The sequence below is a fragment of the Streptomyces sp. SudanB182_2057 genome (assembly GCF_964272715.1).
Taxonomy (GTDB): domain Bacteria; phylum Actinomycetota; class Actinomycetes; order Streptomycetales; family Streptomycetaceae; genus Streptomyces; species Streptomyces rubradiris.
This window is the reverse complement of record NZ_OZ186798.1, coordinates 3,777,201-3,796,560: the sequence shown is the minus strand read 5'-3', so window position 1 is coordinate 3,796,560 and position 19,360 is coordinate 3,777,201. Positions and strand designations below refer to the sequence as shown.

Sequence of the window (19,360 nt, the reverse complement as noted above, 5' to 3'; positions counted from 1 at the left end):
GCCGGTGCCTTCGGGCGCCGGCCCCTTCAGTGCTGTTCGAGGGTGACTTCGGCGTGGGGGAAGAGGGCCTCGACGTGGAAGAGCGGGTCGCCGGGGAGGGCCACCACGCTGACCGAGCGCAGGCCCGGGAGCCTGGAGGCCAGTACGGACAGCCCCTCCGCGCCGAATGCCGAGGAAACCCGCAAGTCCCGGACGCGGGGAAGTTCCGGTACGAGGTGCAAGCTCCAGCGGGGGCTCCATTCCAGGTGGAGCCGTACGAGCCCGGGCAGTTGGGCGACCCGGCTCCAGTCGTCGGCCGTCAGCTCCGTGGTCAGCATTCCGAGACTGAGCGTGCGCAGCTCCGTCCAGTGCTCCAGCCCGCGCAGCCCTGTGTTGTCGACGCTGCGCTCGCCGAGGTGGAGGAATGTCAGCGGAGCGTCGACAGGCAGGGTGAGGCGCAGGTCGGTGCCCGGCAACGGCTGGCTCACGGAGAGCCTGGTGAGTGACCGCAGGGCCCGCAGTCCGGCCGGGTCCGTGATGCCGGCGCAGTCGAACTGCACGAGCGGCAGTGAGGCGAGGCGGTCCACACCGTGTGCCTCGGGACAGCCGAACACCGACAGGGCGCGCAGGGACGGGAACGGTGTCAGGGCGCCCAGATCAACGGGACACGGATTGGCCGACAGGGTGAGTGCCGGCACCGCCGCGGGGTCCGGCACCGTGGCGATGATGTCCTCGATCGCGTGCTCGCCCCGGAAGTGCAGGCGCTGCCAGGGACGCATCCGGGCCAGCGCCGCGCGCTGTTCGGCCGACTCGCAGGTCAGGATGAGGTTCCCACGCTCCAGATGGTCCAGGACCTCCGCCGCGTAGACACCGGCGTCGAAACGCGACCACGTCCCCACCAGTTGCCGCCGGACGTTCAGATCCGGATGTTCCCGGAACCGTCGCAGTACCGCCAGTGCCCCCTCCGGTTCCTCCTCCCCGAGCAGGGAGGCGGTGACCGTGACCCCGTGTGCCTCCTCGGCCGTCAGGCCCTCCGGGCCCGGCAGCAACTCCAGTACCAAGGGGCCCGCCTCCGCCAGGGCCTTCGCGTCCTCCGTCGTCCGGGGCGGGATCAATGCGCTCGCCCGTTCCTCGACCTCCGCCCGCACGGCCGGGTCCAGGGCCGTCGCGTGTTCCAGGCAGGCCAGGGCCAGCAGGGTCAGGCGGGGGGTGTCACGGGTCAGCAACTGTCGGAGGACCGAGGCCCGTTCACGTGGTCTCGCGTGGGCCACCGCCATGCGGATGACGTCCTCCCACTGGGTGTCGTCGGCGTGGCTGACGAGGACGTCGAGGTGGCCCTCCTCCACCGCGTAGCGCGCGCCCAGGTAGTCCTGGAAGGTGCGGTGGACGAAGTCGACCACGCCCTCCGCCGGCTGTCGCAGCAGGCCGCTGCGCAGCAGCAGCGCGCGCAGTACCGTCGCCGCGTCCCCGGACGCCGACGCGATCGTGGGGAGGCAGCGCTCCACGATGCCCTCGGCCGTAACGAGGTCCATCTCCGTGCGGCCGCTCAGCACCAGCGCGTACGCCAGCCGCTGGAGCAGCTCCAGCTGCGCCTCCTCGCCCAGTTCGGCGCCCATGCCCCGCTCCCGGTCCCGGCGGGCGAGGAGCATGGTGAGGGCGGCGTCGTACAACTCCTTGCGGCCGGTGGGCAGATAGCCCCGGCGCTCGCGGTGCAGGGCGCAGATCAGGCCGCACATCAGGGGGTTGGTGGCCAGCCGGGCCAGGTCGCGCTTGGTGCGCAGGGAGTCCAGGAGCGGCTGTTCGTACTCCGGTGCCCGGGCGGCCTCGTGCCAGCGGTGCACGAACGTGGCCACCTCGGCGCGGCGCATCGGGGCCAGGGTCAGTTCCCGGAACCCCTCCTCGGCCAGCCAGTCGGGGCGTACGGCGGTCGGGCGGGAGGTCAGGAGGACGGGGTTGCCGGGGTAGGCCGCGAGCAGGGAGCGCAGCCAGTCGCGGGTGCGGTGGCGGTCGGCGGCCGGGATCTCGTCCAGGCCGTCGACCAGGAGCAGGCCCCGGCCCGCGGCCAGCACGCGCTCGGCCCAGCCCTGGGGCGGGGTCAGTGGACAGCCCACCGCCGCCAGGAAGACGTCCGGCGCGGGCAGCGAGCCGGTGCGGATCAGGGTGCGCAGCGGGAGGACGTACGGGATCCGGCCGGCCTCGCGGGCCGCGGTGACCGCCAGCCACTGCACCAGCGTCGTCTTGCCGGAGCCGGCGTCGCCGCGCAGCAGCACCCGGGAGCCGCCGGTCAGCGCCTCCTCGGCGGGTAGCCGGCCGGGTGTCGCGGGCGGGCGCTCATGGAGCCCAAGGCCGGACGGCCGCTCCTCCCCGGTGGTCGCCTCCAGGCTCAGATAGGCGACTTCGAGCGGCCAGCGGTCGGGGGAGTCGCGCAGGTCGATGCCGTAGATGGTGATGTGGTCGTGGCGGTCGGCGAGGTAGGGGAGGTAACGGCGTTCGAAGGCCGCGTCGCGGGAGTCCGGGCGCGGGGTGCGGGCGATCAGCTCGTCCACCTTCGCTATGAGCTCCGCCTGCGCCCGGCTCTGCTCGACCAGGGTGCGGGCCACGAAGGTGGACCGCCGGGTGAAGAACTCCAGGATGTGCAGGCAGGCCCACTCGGTCGCGGAGGCCAGGAAGGCGTGGGCGTCGGCGGACAAGCCGTCCGGCGGCGGGGCGTGGCGCAGCAGCAGCCGGGCGAGTTCCGCGCTGCCGAGCCGTACGGCCTGCACGTCGTCCATCTCCAGTTCGCCGAGGGCGAGCAGGCGGCGGGCGAGCGCGTCGGCCACGGCCGCCTGCTCGTCGGCGGGGAACGGGGGCTCGCCCGGCGACTCCACCGCCTGGGTCACGATCCGCTCGGCGAGCCGGTGGACCTCCTTCTCGCCCAGCGTCCGCTTCTCGCCCCGGAAGGACACCAGTGCCGACAGCCGTACCGGCCGGTCGACCAGGCCCGCGCCCGGGCCGTCCTGGACGAACAGCTTCCGCACCAGCGGGCCGATCAAGCCGGAGACCAGCTTGCCGCCCAGTACGACCGGCTCCATCCGTCACCCCCGTGTGCGTACCGCGTACGGAGGGAGCCTAGCCAAGCGTGCGCGGCGCGCGTTACGACAACTGGCCGTCGTAGTCGGGCAGCTTGAACGTCTTCTCGGCGTGGCCGCCGGAGAGGTCCGTGGCGTTGTTGCCGATGTTGGCGATGATCGTGTAGCCGTCGTTCTCGATGCCGACGCGCTGGGCGGTCTTGTAGGCGGCGACGTCCTTGAAGAGGTCGGTGAGGCCGCGGACGTGCAGGCCGGAGACCTCGTAGCCGTCGTGTTCGAGGTTGTACTCGGTGGGCCAGTACAGGACGCCGGGGCGGGCGGTGACGAAGAAGAGGGAGACGCCGTGCTCCTGGGCGTAGCGGGCGGCGTCCAGGACGGGCCGGTTGGCCGGCTGGGGGTAGCTGAAGCCGAAGTCGGTCTCCAGCGCGGTGTTGTCTATGTCGAGGACGATCGCCTGCTTCTCGCCGGGCCGGGCGGCGGCGATGCGCTGCTTCAGGTACGGCAGGGCCTGGTCCATGACCGCCTGGCAGTCCTTCTGCCAAGTGGCGTAGTCGACCTTCGCGGCCGAGGCGGCGGCCGGGGCGGTGGCCGCGGCGCGGGCCGGGGCCGTCGCCGTGCCGTCCGCCGCCTGCACGGCCGGGGCGGTCTGTACGGCCAGGGCGGCCAGCGCGGCCACGGAGACGGCGGTCACGGAGCTGCGGCGCGCCCAGGGGCGTCTGGTCATCGGTGGGGGTCCTCTCACGTCCGGACGCGCGTCCGTGCGCGTCCTGAATGTCAGGGGCATGATCTGAGCCGAGGATGGCGCGAGAGGAACCGTAGGGTTACCGGACGGTAGGTAGATAGAGGTCTGCGTCACAATTCCGTGCTCGCCGGGTTATCCGACCGGTGATGTGCCGCACAGGACGTACGTCACCTACTAAGGCGCCCGGTGGATGGAAATAGGCGGATAAAAGGGACTTTTGCCCTCGAAATCGCGGGGGAAGGTGAAGGGAACTCCGACGTCAGGAGTGGTGCCCGCCGAGTGGGGCGCGTGCCGGGAATTGCCCTTTATGAAGGGCATCTACTACTCGTCGCCGTAGATGGGCCCTTTGTCAGGCTTCGGGGTGCTCGGTTACCAAGTAATGGCCGCTCCGGTGGATGTCCTCGTGGACGTCCGTGCACCGGGTGGCCGACCAGTCCCCGAATTCACGAGGTCACGATGTTCCGACGCTTCACGTCCCGCTCCGCCCGTACGTCCTCGCTCCGCACCCGCGTGGCCGTCCTGGCCGCCGGTTTCGGCGCCACGGCCGTCCTGGGCACCGGGGTCGCGAGCGCCGCCACCGCGTCCGCCACTTCCTGGGTCGACCCGGTGAAGCACTACACGCTCTCCGCCGGCTACATGCAGGCCGGCAGCCACTGGGTCGCCAAGCACAGCGGCCAGGACTTCGCCGTACCGACCGGCACCGAGGTCGTCGCCGTGCACGGTGGCACCGTCGTCAAGGCCGGCCCCAACGGCGCCGGTGACGGCCCGGCGTACGGCAACGCCATCGTCATCAAGCACGGCAACGGCACCTACTCGCAGTACGCGCACCTGTCCCGCATCGACGTGCGGATCGGCCAGGTCGTGGCGACCGGCCAGCACATCGCGCTGTCCGGCTCCACCGGCAACTCCACCGGTCCCCACCTGCACTTCGAGATCCGCACCACCCCGAACTACGGCTCCGCCGTCAACCCGGCCGTGTTCCTGCGCGCCCACGGTGTGAAGGTCTGACCTAGTCCTCCTTCCGGCAGGCGTGCTCATGCGCCTGCCGGATCATGTCCAAGGCGACTTCGAGAACGGCCTCGCGCCTCTTCTCGGGGTCGCCTTCGACGTCCTGCATCACGAACATCCCGGCGTGCAGCGTGAACATCGCGCTGACCGAGCGGACCTGGTCCACCAGTTCCGCGTCGGGGTTGATGAGGATGTCCCGCAGCATGCGCATCCGGTCCTTGAAGGTGTCGCCGATGCGCAGTTCGCGGACCGTCGCCTGGTTCTCCTGCATGAAGCGGAAGAGGGGTTCCGCGCCCGCGAGCGCCTCGCTGTAGCGGCGGATGATCTCCTCTTTGGTCTCCAGGGTGCCCGGCTGCCGTCCGCCCCACTCGATCAGGTCTTCGATCGGCTTCGTCAGGTCCTCGAAGAGGCTGACGATGATCTCTTCCTTCGTCTTGAAGTGGTAGTACAGCGCCGCCTTGGTGACGTCGAGGCGCTCGGCGATCTCCCGCAGGGAGGTCTTCTCGTATCCCTGCTCCGCGAAGAGCTCGAGGGCAACGTCCTGGATGCGCTGGCGGGTGTTGCCGCGGCGCTGCTGCTTGGTGCCGTCCATGGTGCCGCCCATCCTCGTACTCCTCGGGCCCCCACGGAAACTTACTTGACGCCCGGCTAGTGATCCCTCTACCGTCCCAGTGTACTGAGAACTAGCCGGGCGGCAAGTAAGTATGCCCCGGGGGGAAACGGAAGACGATGGCGGACACGGCAGAAGGCGTTATAGCGGGCAAACGCCCCCGAAGTGTGCGAGCGGTCCTGCTCGCGCTCATGATCGCGATGATGCTCGCGATGCTCGACAACATGATCGTCGGCACGGCGATGCCCACGATCGTGGGCGACCTGGGCGGCCTGGAGCACCTCTCCTGGGTCGTCACCGGTTACACCCTCGCCACCGCGGCCTCCACGCCGGTCTGGGGCAAGGTCGGCGACATGTACGGGCGCAAGGGAGCCTTCCTCGGCTCCATCGTGATCTTCCTCATCGGCTCGGCGCTGAGCGGCATGGCCCAGGACATGGGCCAGCTGATCGGGTTCCGGGCGGTGCAGGGACTCGGCGCCGGCGGTCTCATGGTCGGCGTCATGGCGATCATCGGCGACCTGGTGCCGCCCCGGGAGCGGGGCAAGTACCAGGGCATGATGGCCGGCGTCATGGCGCTGGCCATGATCGGCGGCCCGCTGGTCGGCGGCACCATCACCGACAACTGGGGCTGGCGCTGGGCCTTCTACATCAACCTGCCGCTGGGCGCGATCGCCCTCGCGCTGGTCACCGTCGTGCTCCAGCTGCCGAAGAAGCGGTCCAAGGCGGGCATCGACTACCTGGGCGTCGTCCTGCTGACCGTCGGCATCACCGCGATCGTGCTGGTCACCACCTGGGGCGGCACCGAGTACGCCTGGACCTCCGCGCGGATCATGGAGCTGACCGGCATCGGCGTGGCCGCGCTGATCGGGTTCGTGTTCTGGCAGACCAAGGCCGCCGAGCCGGTGGTGCCGCTGCACATCTTCAAGAGCCGCAACTTCACCCTGATGGCCGTCATCGGCTTCATCACCGGCTTCGTGATGTTCGGCGCCACCCTCTTCCTGCCGCTGTACCAGCAGGCCGTGCAGGGCGCGTCCGCCACCAACTCCGGTCTGCTGCTCCTGCCGATGCTCGGCGCGATGCTCCTGACCTCGATGGTCGCGGGGCGGATCACCACCAACAGCGGCCGGTACAAGATCTTCCCGATCGCCGGCGGCGTCCTGATGATCGCCGGTCTGTACCTGCTGTCGACGATGGACACCGGCACGAGCCGGTTCACCTCCGGCGTCTACATGGCCGTGGTCGGCGCGGGCATGGGCTGCCTGATGCAGATCACCATGCTGGTCGCGCAGAACAGCGTGCAGATGAAGGACATGGGCGTGGCCTCGTCCTCGTCCACCCTGTTCCGTACGCTCGGTTCCTCCTTCGGCGTCGCCATCATGGGCGCGCTGTTCAACCACCGCGTCCAGGACGTCATGGCCGAGCGGGCCGGTGCGGTCGGCGCGAAGATGACCGCCCAGTCGGCGCAACTGGACGCGGACAGCCTGGCCAAGCTGCCGGCGGCGGCCCGCGAGGCGTACCAGCACGCGGTGTCCTCGGGAACGCACTCCGCGTTCCTGCTCGGCGCCCTGGTCGCGGTGCCGGTGCTGATCGCGGCCCTGTTCGTCAAGGAGGTGCCGCTGAAGGGCGGTCCGAAGGCGGCCGGTGAGGGTGCCGACGCGGCACCGCAGCCGATGGCCGAGGCCCTCTGACCCTTCCGGCCCGGGAGGCTCCGGCGGGCTCGTGCCCGCCTCAGCCGCCCCGCCGACCGAGGCCCCGGTCTTGCCGGCCCCGGTCCCGAAGGCCCCGGTGCGTGTCCGCCACCGGGGCCTTCGGCCGTCTTCCCGGTGCTTCTGTCGTCTCCGAGGGCGCCGGAGACCCGAGGTGCCCCTCGCGGCGCCGGGCGGGTCAGCGCAGTGTGTAGCCGCCGTCGGGATACAGCGTCGAGCCGGTCGTGAAGCCGTTGGTGAACAGGAACACCACGGCCTGCGCGATCTCGTCCTCCGTGCCGAGCCGGTGCAGCAGCGTGTCCCCGCGGTACTGCGCGAACGCGGCCTCCCGGTCCGCGGCGGGACGGCCCGCCCACAGGTTGCCGTCGACGGTGCCGGGCGAGACGACGTTGACCCGGACCGGCGCCAGCTCGACCGCCAGGCCGCGCCCCAGCCCCTCGATCGCCGCGTTGCAGGCCGCGTAGGCGGGCGCGGGCGCCGGCGGGCGGGCCCCGGCCGCGCCGGACATCAGGACCACCGAGCCGTCGGCGGCCAGCTTCGGCGCGGCGTGCCGGACGGCGTGGTACTGCCCCCAGAACTTGGAGACGAACGGGCTCTCGGCATCCTTGTCGCTCAACTCCAGCATCGGGCCCACCCGGTAGGAGGCGGCGGACGTGAACAGGTGGTCCACCCGCTCCAGCGGCGCGAAGAACGCGGCCAGCGACGCCCGGTCGGTGATGTCCACGGTCCGCCAGGAGGCCGCCGGTCCCAGCCGCCGCGCGGCGTCGGCCAGCCGGGCCGGTGTCCGCCCGCCGAGCACCACCTCGGCACCCGCCGCCACGACCTGGTGCGCCACCCGCAGCCCGATGCCCGAACCCCCGCCGATCAGGACCACGGTGCGCCCCCGCAGCGCCGGGGCACCCGGCACGGGCCCGGGGTCGGGGGAGGGGACGCGACTGCTCATCGGGGGCTCCGTTTCCGTGGGCGGACCGGGTCGACCGTGATCAACCGGCCCGCTCCCGGCGGTATTCCGCGCCCCCGACGCGCTAGCCCGCGCCGGACACCGGCAGTACCGGATAGCTGCCCGTGTTGGTCGGGGCGTGCTCCGGCAGCCACAGGACGGCCACCGCGCCCTCCGCGGGCTGCTCGGCGGGCGTGCCGACGGGGCGTACGTTGCGGAAGGTCAGCCGGGCACCGAGCACCCGGGCCTGGCCGGCCGCGATGGTCAGCCCCAGCCCGTGGCCCTGTCCCGCGCGGTCCTCGCTGCCGGTGCGGAACCGGCTCGGCCCCTCGGCCAGCAGCTTCTCGGGGAAGCCGGGGCCGTGGTCGCGCACCCGGATGACCCGGCCCTCCACGCTGACCTCGATCGGCGGCCGGCCGTGCCGGGCGGCGTTGGCGAGCAGGTTGAACAGCACCCGCTCCAGCCGCCGCGGGTCGGTGGTGACCTCCGACTCGTGCACCACGTGCACGGCGACGTCCGGGTCCTTGGCCGCCACCCGGCGCGCCACGAACTCGCCCAGCATGATGTCCTGGAGTTCCGCTCGCTCCGAGGCGCTGTCCAGGCGGGCCACCTCCAGGACGTCCTCGACCAGCGTGCGCATCGCCTTGGCCCGGTCCAGGACCAGCTCCGTGGGCCGGCCGGGCGGCAGCAGCTCGGCCGCCGTCAGCAGCCCGGTCACCGGAGTGCGCAGTTCGTGCGCGATGTCGGCCGTGACCCGCCGCTCGGCCTCCAGCCGCTGCCGCAGCGCGTCCGCCATGGCGTCCACCGCGCGCGCCAGATCGTCGGTCTCGTCCCGTACGACCCCGCCGATGGCCTCCCGCACCCGCACGTCGGTCTCGCCCTTGGCGACCCGGTTCGCCGCCGCTGCGGCCTTGCGCAGCCGGCGGGACAGCTGGCCGCCGATCAGCACGCCGAGCGCGCTGCCGCCGAGCACCACCGCGACCGAGCCGATGACCAGGGCCTGGTCCAGGTCCCGGAGCATGTCGACGCTGCGGTCGGGCAGGTGCATGTGCACGGACAGCACGTGCCCGCCCTTGACCGGCACGGCCGCCCAGATGTCCGGGTCCTCGCCGTGCCGGGAGACGTCACTGGCCCGCCGGCTGCGCCCGACGGTCTCGCGCAGCGCGTCCGGCAGCTCGGGGTCGTCCACCTTGACATAGGGGAAGACCGGTCCCCGGTTCAGCTCGTAATTGCGCTGGGCCAGCACCAGCCGGTCGTTGGCCAGCTCGCGCGCGTTGTCCAGCATCGAGACCCGGGCCGCGTTGTGCACGACCAGGCTGAGCACGACCGCCACCAGACCGGCCACCAGCGCGATCGCCGCGCTCAGCTTCCATCTGAGCCCCGTACGCAGTCCCGCGCGCTCCATGCGCCGGACCGGATGCCGCAGGATCCCCCGCATACCGCCCCGCTCAGGCCTTCAGTTTGTAGCCGAAGCCGCGGACCGTCTCGATCCGGTCCTGGCCGATCTTCTGCCGCAGCCGCTGGACGTGCACGTCCACGACCCGGGTGTCCCCGCCCCAGCCGTAGTCCCACACGCGTTCCAGCAGCTTGTCGCGGGAGAGCACGGTGCCCGGCGCGGAGGAGAACTCCAGCAGCAGCCGCATCTCGGTCGGGGTGAGCGCCACCGGCCGCCCGGCCCGCCGTACCTCCATGCCGTCGGTGTCGATCTCCAGGTCCCCGAAGGCCAGCGTGCCGGTGACCGCGTCCCCGGACTCCTGCGCCCGCTCCCCGCCGGCGTGCCCGAAGCGGCGCAGCACGGCGCGGATCCGGGCGACCAGCACGGCACCGTCGAACGGCTTGGTCACGTAGTCGTCGGCGCCCGCCTCCAGGCCGAGGACGACGTCGATGGAGTCGGCGCGCGCCGACAGCATGATCACCGGCACGGTGGACTCGTCCCGGATCCGCCGGCACAGGCTGACCCCGTCCAGGCCCGGCACCATGACGTCCAGCAGGGCGATGTCGGGACGGTTCGCCCGGAACGCCTCCAGGCCCGACAGGCCGTCGGGCATCGCGGTGACCGCGAAGCCGTCCCGCTCCAGGGCGAGCTGGGTGGCCTCGCGGATGACGTCGTCGTCCTCGACGAACAGGACGTGGGTCTGGTCTGCCATCCCGGTGCTCTCAGTCCTCGTGGTGTGCGTGTGGGGGATCAGGTGCTCGGCACGGGCCGCGGGGACCCGTCGGCGGACTTGCCGTACTCGTTGCGGGTGGGTTTGCCGGGGACGAACCGCCCGGCCTTCCAGGTGTAGGGGGTCACGATGTCCCCGGACGGGCTGGAGATCGGGTCGTCCTGCTCGTAATACTGCCTGGTCACCGACAGGGCGCCGCGGTCGATCTCCGCGTAGACCGGGGACTCCTCGCTCTTGAAGACGTTCTTGAACACGCCGTCGTCGTCCCGGTACACGTACGAGCCGATGCCGACCCAGTCCGCGCACGTCATCACGTTGATGACGACGTCGTCCACCGGGGCGTCGGTGAGATCGCCGTACGAGACGTCCACCTGGTAGTCGTCGCCGTCGCACGGCTTCAGCTCGCGTTTGACCGCCGGGGACACCTGGGGGTCGCGTTTGAGCAGCGCCACGGCGTCCACCCGCCGGAACTTGCCGAAGGCGCTCGCGGAGGGGGAGGCGCCGGCCACCGCCGCGGCCGAGGCGTGCGCCGGGCCCTCGTCCCGGGCACCGGTGCCCCCGCTGCCGCAGGCGGCGAGGAAAAGGGCGAGGGCGGCGAGCGCGGTCCCCACCGCGATCACCGCCTGTGAACTTCTTCGGACCCCTTCGGGTCCGGCCCCGGTCAGGCCGCGCAACGCTCCCGCTCCTCACGCTCCAGCGCGCGTGCGTCCAGATCGCGGGCCTCCAGCTCCTCCCGGAGCCGGGCGAGCGCCCGGTGCAGCGTGCTCTTGACCGTACCGGCCGACATGCCGAGGGCCGCGGCCGTCTCCTCTGTGGACATCTGCTCCCAGTGTCGCAGCACCACGACACTGCGCTGCTTCGGTGCGAGCACCTTCAAGACGTCCATCAGCAGGGCCCGGTCGGCGTGCTGCTCGGTGGAGTCGTCGACGGAGGCGTCCGGCAGCTGCTCGGTCGGCACCTCTTCCAGCTTGCGCGCCCGCCACCACTCGGTCCGCGTGTTGATCATGACCCGGCGCAGATAGGCGTCGGCGAGCCGCTTGTCGGCTATGCCCTCCCAGCGGCCGTACGTCCGCACCAGCGCGGTCTGCAGCAGGTCCTGGGCGTCGACCGGGTCCGGGACCAGCCGGCGGGCGCTGCGCAGCAGCGCGTCCTGCCGGGTGCGGACGTACTCCTCGAACTCGAGCACCTCGCCCTGCGACATGATCAACCGCCTCCGTTCCCCGTCGTGCCTCCGGCTCGTGCCGGAAGTCCCGCTGTCCCCGCGCCCGGTGGTCCGCCGGGCACGGAGAAGAAGCTACGGAGTGGTTGTCACGGGGCTGTGCGGACCAGCCTGCGGCCGGCAATCGGCTATCCGTCGGTTGTGTAACGGAAGCGGCGACGGGGAAGGGTGTGCGGAAGTTACGTCCCATTATGGGAGGTTTTGCCGCGTCGGATCCTTCGTAACGGACGCCGGAGGACTGTGACCTGGCTGTGCGTCAGCCGAGCGGCAGCCGGTACAGGCCGCCGGGCAGCGGCTCCACCAGACCGTCCGCGACCAGCCCGTCCAGCGCGCGGGCCCGCTGCACCGGCTCGTGCCACACCCGGTCCAGCACCGTCTGCGGCACCGGCGCGAGCGCCTCCCGCAGCACGGCCAGCAGCTTGCCGCGCACCTGCCGGTCCGTGCCGGCGTACGTCTGTCCGCGCCGCGGCGGTCCGGAGTGCTCCGGCTTGCCCGCCAGCCGCCAGGCGCACTGCCCGGCGATCGGGCACCGCCCGCACCCCTCGTTCTTCGCCGTGCACACCAGCGCGCCCAGCTCCATGGAGGCGGCGGCCCAGCGCGCGGCGGTCCGCTCGTCCGCGGGCAGCAGCTCCCGCGCCAGGCGCCGCTCGGCGGCCGTGGTCGCGTTCGGCGGGTACTGCACCCCGGTCACCGCCCGCGCGATCACCCGCCGCACATTGGTGTCCAGCACCGCGTGCCGCTGCCCGTACGCGAACGAGGCGACGGCCGCCGCCGTGTACTCGCCGATCCCGGGCAGCGCCAGCAGCTGCGCGTGGTCCGTCGGCACGTCCCCGCCGTGCCGCTCCGTTATGGCGACGGCGGCACCGTGCAGCCGCAGGGCCCGGCGCGGGTAGCCGAGCCGGCCCCAGGCGCGCACCGCCTCGCCCGGTGCCTCCTTCGCCAGGTCGGCGGGGCGCGGCCAGCGGGCCAGCCATTCCTCGTAGACGGGCAGGACCCGGTTCACCGGGGTCTGCTGGAGCATGAACTCGCTGACCATCACGCCCCACGGGCCCGCCTCCGGGCGGCGCCAGGGGAGGTCACGGGCATGGGCGTCGAACCAGGCGATCACGGGGGCGTGGAGCTTCTCAGTCATGGCCCTTCGATCCTGCCACGGGTGGCCGGGCATCGGGCGTGAGGGCGCGGTCACCGAGCGTGGCGAAATATGAAAAACCGTGCCGCCCACCGCAGTTACCGGAATGATGATCCGGAAAAGTTCACGTCGGCGCGGCGGGTGACGCGAGCAAGCGCGGCGATCTCTCGTACAGTTTCCGCGTGGGATCTCTGCGCAATCCGGTCGGGCCGCTTCCCTCCTCCATCTACTGGCGTCGGAGGGTCGTACTGCTGTCCGTGGTCGCCCTGTTGGCGCTCGTGATCACGCTGATCGTCACCACCGGTGGCGGGGGCGGCAAGAAGGACACCACCGGATCCGACGGCAAGAACCCCACGCACGTCATCACGCCCGGACCGAGCCAGTCCGGCCCCGCGATCAGCCAACACCCGGGCGGACGCGACGAGTCGGGCGGCGGCGGCACCGGCGGCGGCACGGGCTCCGGGGGCTCCGACGGCGGCGCGACGGGGTCGTCCGGCGGCTCCGGCGGCTCGTCCGGCGCCGGTGGTTCCTCCGGCTCGGCCGGTTCCTCCGGTGCGGGTGCGGGTTCCGGTGTCGCCGTCGCCGCGGGCGACGCGCTCCCCGGATCCTCCACGCTGCCCGACTGCCCGTCCGGCGCGGTGGAGTTGAGCCTGCGCAGCGTGCGCAACTCCTACTCGCCGGACCAGACCCCGACCTTCGAACTCACCGCGAGGAACGGCTCGTCGGCGGACTGCAAGGTCGATCTCGGCCCGGGCCGCGCGGTGTTGACGATCACCCCGGCGGACGGCGACGACACCTTCTGGTCCTCGGACGACTGCCCCAAGGGCCCGGGCAGCCTGGCCTTCCGGGTGCCGGCCGGCCAGAGCATCACCTACACCGTCGAGTGGGACCGCAAGCCGAGCGCCGCCCGCTGCGGCACCCCGGTCGGCGGCCCGGCCAAGCCCGGCACCTACCTGCTGGAGGCCAAGGCCCCCGGCCACGGCAAGCTCCAGGCGTCGTTCGTACTGTCGGCGGACTGAGGGCGCCCCGAAGGGGCGCGGGGCCGTGGCACCGTGCGGCTCCGCCGCGTGGGCGCGAGCGACCACAACGAACCCGCAGCCGCCGAGCGACCGGGCAGACCCGAGCTCTCAGGCGCCCGGCCGAATCCTCAGACGTACCGCTCCAGGATCGACGACTCGGCCAGCCGCGACAGCCCCTCCCGTACGCTGCGCGCCCGTGCCTCGCCCACGCCGTCCACGGTCTGCAGGTCGTCCACGCTCGCGGCCAGCAGCTTCTGCAGGCCCCCGAAGTGCTCCACCAGCCGGTCGATGATCGCGCCCGGCAGCCGCGGCACCTTCGCCAGCAGCCGGAAGCCGCGCGGCGAGACCGCCGAGTCCAGCGACTCGGGCGACGCGGTGTAGCCCAGCGCACGCGCCACCGTGCCCAGTTCCAGCAGCTCCGCGTGGGTCAGCGCGTCCAGCTCGGCCAGCGCCTCCTCGACCGTGCGGGAGCGCTTGGCCGTCGGCTCGGGCACATAGTCGCGGACGACCAGCTCGCGGTCCGGCTCGACGCCCGCGATCAACTCCTCGAGCTGGAGCGCGAGAAGCCGGCCGTCGGTGCCCAGCTCGACCACGTACTCGGCGATCTCGGTGGCGATCCGGCGGACCATCTCCAGCCGCTGCGCGACCGCCGAGACGTCCCGGACCGTCACCAGGTCCTCGATCTCCAGCGCCGACAGCGTGCCCGCGACCTCGTCCAGCCGCAGCTTGTACCGCTCCAGCGTGGCCAGCGCCTGGTTCGCGCGGGAGAGGATCGCCGCCGAGTCCTCCAGGACGCGCCGCTGACCGTCCACGTACAGGGCGATCAGCCGCATCGACTGGGAGACCGAGACCACCGGGAAGCCGACCTGCTTGCTCACCCGGTCCGCCGTGCGGTGCCGCGTGCCCGTCTCCTCCGTGGGGATCGTCGGGTCCGGCACCAGCTGGACGCCCGCGCGCAGGATCTTCGACAGGTCCGACGACAGCACGATGCCGCCGTCCAGCTTGCACAGCTCCCGCAGCCGGGTGGCCGTGAACTCGACGTCCAGCACGAACCCGCCCGTGCACATCGCCTCGACCGTCTTGTCCGAGCCGAGGACGATGAGACCGCCGGTGTTGCCGCGCAGAACCCGCTCCAGGCCGTCCCGCAGGGGCGTACCCGGCGCCACGGCGCTCAGCGAGGCGCGCATCAGACCATCGGAACCGGCACTCCCACCGGACTTGCCGGGAGCCGCTGCCCGGTCGTTGGCTGCCACTGCACTCCTCCGGTCGCAGGTTCTGACGCGCCCCCGCACCCGCACTCGGTTCGTACGGACGGGCGAGACCAGGGCAAAGTCTACCGGCGCTCCTCCGCCTCCCGTGGGGCCTCTCGGCGACGGGAGCGCGGCAGAACCCGCAGCGCGTCCCCTATGTCGGCGACCTCCAGCACCTTCATGCCGGGCGGCACCTTCCCCGGATCGGACGGCACGAGGGCGTGTGTGAAGCCCAGCCGGTGCGCCTCGGCGAGCCTGCGCTGCACCCCCGTGACCCGTCTGACCTCGCCGGCCAGGCCCACCTCGCCGATCGCCACCAGGTTCTTCGGCAGCGGGGTGTCGCTGGCCGCGGAGGCCAGGGCGAGCGCGACGGCGAGGTCGGCGGCGGGCTCCGACAGCTTCACCCCGCCGACCGTCGCGGAGTAGATGTCCCGCTTGCCGAGCGCGCTGATCCGGCCGCGCTGCTCCAGCACGGCGAGCATCATCGACACCCGCGAGGTCTCCAGGCCGGACGTCGTGCGCCGGGGAGAAGGGATTTGCGAGTCCACGGTCAGCGCCTGCACCTCGGCCACCAGCGGGCGGCGGCCCTCCAGGGTGACGGTCAGGCAGGTGCCCGGCACCGGCTCGGCGCGGCGGGTCAGGAACAGGCCGCTGGGGTCGGCGAGGCCGATGATGCCCTCGTCGTGCAGCTCGAAGCAGCCGACCTCGTCCGTCGCCCCGTACCGGTTCTTCACGCCCCGCACCAGGCGCAGGCGCGCGTGCCGGTCGCCCTCGAAGTGCAGGACGACGTCCACCAGGTGTTCCAGGAGACGGGGGCCGGCGATGGCGCCGTCCTTGGTGACGTGGCCCACCAGCAGCGTGGACATGCCGCGCTCCTTGGAGGCGCGGATCAGGGCGCCGGCCACCTCCCGGACCTGCGCCATCCCGCCGGGCGCGCCGTCGATCTCGGGCGAGGCGACCGTCTGCACCGAGTCGAGGATCAGCAGGGACGGCTTGACCTCGTCCAGGTGGCCGAGGACGGCGGCCAGGTCGGTCTCCGCCGCCAGGTACAGATGGTCGTCCAGGGCGCCGATGCGGTCGGCGCGCAGCCGCACCTGGCTCGCGGACTCCTCGCCGGTGACATAGAGGGTGCGGTGCTCGGCGCTCGCCGACTTGGCGGCCACGTCCAGCAGCAGGGTGGACTTGCCGACGCCCGGCTCGCCCGCGAGCAGGACCACCGCGCCGGGCACGAGACCGCCGCCGAGCACCCGGTCCAGCTCGGGCACGCCGGTGGAGCGGGCGGTGGCCTGCCGGCCGTCGACCTGGCCGATGGGCAGCGCGGAGGTGCTCACCCGGCCCGGCGCCGTCGTGCGGACCGCGGGCGCGCCGTACTCCTCGACCGTGCCCCACGCCTGGCATTCGGGGCAGCGGCCGAGCCACTTCGCCGTCTGCCAGCCGCACTCCGTGCAGCGGTACGACGGGCGGTCCTTGGTGGTCTTGGTACGGGCAGCCATGCGCAAACCGTAGCCCGCGGCACTGACAACGCGGCGGGAGCGATCACTTCCCGGCCGCTGCCTACCGGATCGGCCCTGGAACAAAGCGTTCCTGTCCCCTTATGAGGGATCGTTTCACCCGTATGGATTAAAACTGCTCAAGGTTCCGGAACGAGCACTCCACTGACGCCTACGGTCGCACGGGTGATGAGCAGCAGCCCGGAGACCACCACCCGCACGACGGGGGCGCGCCAGGCGCACAGCGAGGCGTGTGACGCACGACGAGAGGCCCGTGAGGCTGGAAGAGCGGGCGAGGCCCATGAGGCTCGACAAGCACGCGAGGCCCGTGAGGCGCGCGACCGCGCCGCCGCGCGCGCCATCGCCCAGCGCCAGCCGACTCGCTACGAGCCGTATCTGGACGGCCTGTTCACCTACTGTCTGTCGGTGCTGTGCGACCACGACGCGGCCACCGCCGCCCTCGCCGACGCCCTCACGGTGGCCGAGCGGCGCCGCCACCGCCTCCCCGGGGACGCCGACGACCTCAGAGCCTGGCTGTACGCCCTGTCCCGCTGGGCGTGCCTGCGCAGACTGGCCGACCCCAAGCAGAAACGCCAGGGCACGCACGCGGCCGGACGGGGCGGAGCGGAGCGGGGCGCGGGGAGAGGGGCCGCGGCGGCGGGCGGCGTCCGGGCGGGCGGAGGCGCAGGGGGGCCGCTCGGCGCGAGTACTGCTGGAGCCGGGACCGGCGCTGGTGTCGGTGTCGGTATCGGCAGAAGCGTCGGGAGAGGGGGTGGGAAGGGGATCGGGAACGGGGCCGGGAACGGGGCCGGGAACGGCGTCCCGGAGGCGGCGGCTCTCGCGCCGGATGCCGAGGAGCCGCGGCGCCGTGAACTCGCCCTGCTGGCCTGGCCGGAGGCGGCCGGCACCACCCCCGAGCAGCGCGAGGCCCTGGAACTCGCCGTCCGCCACCACCTCACCGCCCACGAGGTCGCCGCCGTCCTCGGCATGCAGCCCGCCGCCGCGCGCGAGCTGCTCGCTTCCGCCGCCTGCGAGGTCGAGCGCACCCGCGCGGCCCTCGCCGTCGTGGAGGCGGGCGGCTGCCCCGGCGTGGCCCACCTCACCGGCGACGGCCGGCTGGTCCTGGGCGCCGCCCTGCGCCGCGAGCTGGTCCGGCACGTGGACGACTGTCCGCGCTGCCGCCGTACCGCCGAGCGCGCCGTCCCCGGCCGCTGGCCCGGTGCCATGGTCACCCCCGCCGAACTGCCCGTCCTGGAGGCCCCGCGCGCGGCCCTCCACATGGTCCTGGCGCATCAGCCACGCGCGCGTGGCGCGGCCGTACCCCGTTTCGACCGGCGAGGCTTCCCGATGGGCCCCAAGGACCGGGCGGCCCGCCGTGACCGGTTGCGGGCGCGGGCCGTCACGACGACGGTGGTCGCCACGGTCGTCGCCGCGCCGGTCCTGGCGCTGTGGGCCGCGTACCGGGGCGGGCCGGCCGGGGAGGGCGACGGCCCGTCCGCGACCGCGCGCGAGGCCCAGGGCCCCGACGCGCTCGGCGACGGCCCGGCCGGGTCCTACGAGAACGCCGGGAGCACCAGGGCCAAGGCGGGCCCGCGTATGCGCAGCGACGGCAAGGCGGATGTCTCCGTGGAGGTCGTCAACGTCGGCGGACGGGGACGCGGGGACGCGGCGCGGCTGGCGGTCGGCGCGGCGAACGACGGGGACACCACGCTGATCACCCTCACGGCGTCCGCGGGGGCGTCCGACATCCGCTGGTCGGTCTCCACGTCGGCCGCGTGGCTGTACTTCAGCCGGTCCTCGGGGACCCTCGCCCCCGGCCGGACGCTGACGATCAAGGTGTACGTCGATCACCTCCGCGAGCCCTCGGGTCCCTGGCACGCGCGCGTGGCGGTGGCTCCGGCGGGCGCGGTGGTCTCCATCGACGGCTACGGCACGGCACCGTCCCGCCCGGCCCCGCGCCCGTCGGCCACACCGCCCTCTCCGGCCCCGTCGACGCCCGCCACCACCCCGCCGACGAGCTCCTCCCCGCCCCCGTCCCCGACCCCACCCCCGTCGAGCCCACCCCCGCCCACCCCGGAAACCCCGCCCGCGCCCCCACCCGCAACGGATCCGCCGATCCCTTCGGGGAGTTAGGCGGCGGGGAAAGCGGGAGTCAGACGGCGGCGGGAAAAGCGGAGCAGGTCAGGTCGCCCGCCGCCCGAGTGGGCAGGGGCAGGCGGATGCGCTCCCCCCTGCCCCCAGGCCCGAGTCAGCTCACCGGATCCGCAGGGTGCGGTGCCACCAGGGGGAGCTGGGAGGCCAGGCGCTGTTCGCACAGTTCCACCAGGCGGTCGTAGCCGGCCTTGCCCATCAGTTCCGTCAGTTCGGCGCGGTACGAGACGTAGACCGGCTCGCCCGCCCCGTGGGCCGAGGTCGCCGAGGTGCACCACCAGTGCAGGTCGTGGCCGCCCGGCCCCCAGCCCCGGCGGTCGTACTCGCCGATGGACACCTGGAGCACGCGCGTGTCGTCCGGGCGGTCGATCCAGTCGTAGGTCCGCCGGATCGGCAGCTGCCAGCACACGTCCGGCTTGGTCTCCAGCGGCTCGCGGCCCTCCTTGAGGGCCAGGATGTGCAGCGAGCAGCCCGCGCCGCCCGCGAACCCCGGCCGGTTCTGGAAGATGCACGAGCCCTGGAACGGCCGCGTCTGCCGGGAGCCCTCCTCGTCCTCCGCGATCCAGCCGCCGCGCGTGCCCTCCTCGTGGTGCTGCCAGATCTCCGGGGTGAGCCGCGCCACGTGCTCGGCCACCCGCTTCTCGTCGTCCTCGTCGGAGAAGTGCGCACCCAGCGAGCAGCACCCGTCGTCGGCGCGGCCGGCCTGGATGCCCTGGCAGCCGCTGCCGAAGACGCAGTTCCAGCGAGAGGTCAGCCAGGTCAGGTCGCACCGGAAGACCTGCTCGTCGTCCGCCGGGTCCGGGAACTCCACCCAGGCGCGGGCGAAGTCGAGACCCTTCTCGTCGCTCACCCTCGCCTCCTCGGGAGCCATGGCGGACTCGCGC

16 protein-coding genes are annotated in these 19,360 nt (G+C 72.8%); 4 read left to right on the top strand and 12 right to left on the bottom strand.

All coding sequences use genetic code 11. From position 1 onward, the window contains the following. Nucleotides 1-26: 26 nt before the first annotated feature. Both ACSURM_RS16405 and ACSURM_RS16400 read right to left on the bottom strand, forming a co-directional pair. On the bottom strand, nt 27-3,050 hold the full coding sequence (locus ACSURM_RS16405; RefSeq protein WP_436955854.1) for an NACHT domain-containing protein: 3,024 nt from the start codon (nt 3,048-3,050) through the stop codon (nt 27-29). A 61-nt stretch (nt 3,051-3,111) separates the two neighbouring features. Continuing rightward, nucleotides 3,112-3,771, bottom strand: a complete 660-nt coding sequence (locus ACSURM_RS16400) for an HAD family acid phosphatase (RefSeq protein WP_436955853.1) — start codon at nt 3,769-3,771, stop codon at nt 3,112-3,114. Nucleotides 3,772-4,245: 474 nt separating this feature from the next. Here ACSURM_RS16400 and ACSURM_RS16395 point away from each other — a divergent pair, with 474 nt between their 5' ends. After that, complete coding sequence (locus ACSURM_RS16395; protein ID WP_436955851.1) at nt 4,246-4,797, top strand: M23 family metallopeptidase; 552 nt, start codon at nt 4,246-4,248, stop codon at nt 4,795-4,797. Nucleotide 4,798: 1 nt separating this feature from the next. Here ACSURM_RS16395 and ACSURM_RS16390 read toward each other — a convergent pair whose 3' ends face one another. Continuing rightward, nucleotides 4,799-5,401: a TetR/AcrR family transcriptional regulator gene (locus tag ACSURM_RS16390; RefSeq protein WP_436955849.1), complete on the bottom strand. Its 603-nt coding sequence runs from the start codon at nt 5,399-5,401 to the stop codon at nt 4,799-4,801. 125 nt (nt 5,402-5,526) lie between these two features. On the opposite strand from ACSURM_RS16390, the gene ACSURM_RS16385 reads away from it, so the two are divergent. Next, a complete protein-coding gene (locus ACSURM_RS16385) occupies nt 5,527-7,095 on the top strand; it encodes an MDR family MFS transporter (protein WP_436955847.1) in 1,569 nt (522 codons plus the stop codon). A 196-nt stretch (nt 7,096-7,291) separates the two neighbouring features. Here the strand turns inward: ACSURM_RS16385 and ACSURM_RS16380 are convergent, their stop codons facing one another. The 6 genes from ACSURM_RS16380 to ACSURM_RS16355 form a co-directional block, all read right to left on the bottom strand. Continuing rightward, nucleotides 7,292-8,056 (bottom strand): SDR family oxidoreductase, encoded by a 765-nt coding sequence (locus ACSURM_RS16380; RefSeq protein WP_436955845.1) that lies wholly within the window; start codon nt 8,054-8,056, stop codon nt 7,292-7,294. An 82-nt stretch (nt 8,057-8,138) separates the two neighbouring features. Then, nucleotides 8,139-9,491, bottom strand: a complete 1,353-nt coding sequence (gene cseC, locus ACSURM_RS16375; RefSeq protein WP_436955844.1) for a two-component system sensor histidine kinase CseC — start codon at nt 9,489-9,491, stop codon at nt 8,139-8,141. A gap of 10 nt (nt 9,492-9,501) precedes the next feature. Beyond that, nucleotides 9,502-10,200 carry a two-component system response regulator CseB gene (gene cseB / locus ACSURM_RS16370; protein WP_392115562.1) on the bottom strand — a complete coding sequence of 233 codons (699 nt, stop codon included), beginning with the start codon at nt 10,198-10,200 and terminating at the stop codon, nt 9,502-9,504. Nucleotides 10,201-10,238: 38 nt separating this feature from the next. Continuing rightward, nucleotides 10,239-10,838, bottom strand: coding sequence for a hypothetical protein (locus tag ACSURM_RS16365; RefSeq protein ID WP_436955842.1), 600 nt, complete (start codon nt 10,836-10,838; stop codon nt 10,239-10,241). A 41-nt stretch (nt 10,839-10,879) separates the two neighbouring features. Then, a complete protein-coding gene (locus ACSURM_RS16360) occupies nt 10,880-11,419 on the bottom strand; it encodes a SigE family RNA polymerase sigma factor (RefSeq protein ID WP_436955841.1) in 540 nt (179 codons plus the stop codon). A 274-nt stretch (nt 11,420-11,693) separates the two neighbouring features. Next, nucleotides 11,694-12,569, bottom strand: coding sequence for an A/G-specific adenine glycosylase (locus ACSURM_RS16355; RefSeq protein ID WP_436955839.1), 876 nt, complete (start codon nt 12,567-12,569; stop codon nt 11,694-11,696). Nucleotides 12,570-12,748: 179 nt separating this feature from the next. Between ACSURM_RS16355 and ACSURM_RS16350 the strand changes: the two genes are divergently transcribed. Further along, nucleotides 12,749-13,585: a hypothetical protein gene (locus ACSURM_RS16350; RefSeq protein ID WP_436955837.1), complete on the top strand. Its 837-nt coding sequence runs from the start codon at nt 12,749-12,751 to the stop codon at nt 13,583-13,585. 128 nt (nt 13,586-13,713) lie between these two features. Here the strand turns inward: ACSURM_RS16350 and disA are convergent, their stop codons facing one another. Together disA and radA are read right to left on the bottom strand one after the other, a co-directional pair. Further along, nucleotides 13,714-14,838, bottom strand: coding sequence for a DNA integrity scanning diadenylate cyclase DisA (gene disA, locus ACSURM_RS16345; RefSeq protein WP_030781598.1), 1,125 nt, complete (start codon nt 14,836-14,838; stop codon nt 13,714-13,716). 80 nt (nt 14,839-14,918) lie between these two features. After that, on the bottom strand, nt 14,919-16,328 hold the full coding sequence (radA, locus tag ACSURM_RS16340) for a DNA repair protein RadA (RefSeq protein ID WP_436955836.1): 1,410 nt from the start codon (nt 16,326-16,328) through the stop codon (nt 14,919-14,921). Between the two features lie 186 nt (nt 16,329-16,514). Here radA and ACSURM_RS16335 point away from each other — a divergent pair, with 186 nt between their 5' ends. After that, nucleotides 16,515-18,458 carry a BACON domain-containing protein gene (locus ACSURM_RS16335; RefSeq protein ID WP_436955834.1) on the top strand — a complete coding sequence of 648 codons (1,944 nt, stop codon included), beginning with the start codon at nt 16,515-16,517 and terminating at the stop codon, nt 18,456-18,458. Nucleotides 18,459-18,573: 115 nt separating this feature from the next. On the opposite strand, the gene ACSURM_RS16330 is transcribed toward ACSURM_RS16335, so the two are convergent. After that, on the bottom strand, nt 18,574-19,347 hold the full coding sequence (locus tag ACSURM_RS16330) for a hypothetical protein (protein WP_436961112.1): 774 nt from the start codon (nt 19,345-19,347) through the stop codon (nt 18,574-18,576). Between the last annotated feature and the right edge of the window lie 13 nt (nt 19,348-19,360).

Bases quoted from the DNA above. Each gene is read 5' to 3' on its own strand.
- radA (WP_436955836.1), bottom strand. From the start codon at position 16,328: ATGGCTGCCCGTACCAAGACCACCAAGGACCGCCCGTCGTACCGCTGC.
- ACSURM_RS16355 (WP_436955839.1), bottom strand. From the start codon at position 12,569: ATGACTGAGAAGCTCCACGCCCCCGTGATCGCCTGGTTCGACGCCCAT.
- ACSURM_RS16360 (WP_436955841.1), bottom strand. From the start codon at position 11,419: ATGTCGCAGGGCGAGGTGCTCGAGTTCGAGGAGTACGTCCGCACCCGG.
- ACSURM_RS16330 (WP_436961112.1), bottom strand. From the start codon at position 19,347: ATGGCTCCCGAGGAGGCGAGGGTGAGCGACGAGAAGGGTCTCGACTTC.
- ACSURM_RS16390 (WP_436955849.1), bottom strand. From the start codon at position 5,401: ATGGGCGGCACCATGGACGGCACCAAGCAGCAGCGCCGCGGCAACACC.
- ACSURM_RS16395 (WP_436955851.1), top strand. From the start codon at position 4,246: ATGTTCCGACGCTTCACGTCCCGCTCCGCCCGTACGTCCTCGCTCCGC.
- ACSURM_RS16400 (WP_436955853.1), bottom strand. From the start codon at position 3,771: ATGACCAGACGCCCCTGGGCGCGCCGCAGCTCCGTGACCGCCGTCTCC.
- ACSURM_RS16335 (WP_436955834.1), top strand. From the start codon at position 16,515: ATGAGCAGCAGCCCGGAGACCACCACCCGCACGACGGGGGCGCGCCAG.
- cseB (WP_392115562.1), bottom strand. From the start codon at position 10,200: ATGGCAGACCAGACCCACGTCCTGTTCGTCGAGGACGACGACGTCATC.
- cseC (WP_436955844.1), bottom strand. From the start codon at position 9,491: ATGCGGGGGATCCTGCGGCATCCGGTCCGGCGCATGGAGCGCGCGGGA.
- ACSURM_RS16405 (WP_436955854.1), bottom strand. From the start codon at position 3,050: ATGGAGCCGGTCGTACTGGGCGGCAAGCTGGTCTCCGGCTTGATCGGC.
- ACSURM_RS16385 (WP_436955847.1), top strand. From the start codon at position 5,527: ATGGCGGACACGGCAGAAGGCGTTATAGCGGGCAAACGCCCCCGAAGT.
- ACSURM_RS16380 (WP_436955845.1), bottom strand. From the start codon at position 8,056: ATGAGCAGTCGCGTCCCCTCCCCCGACCCCGGGCCCGTGCCGGGTGCC.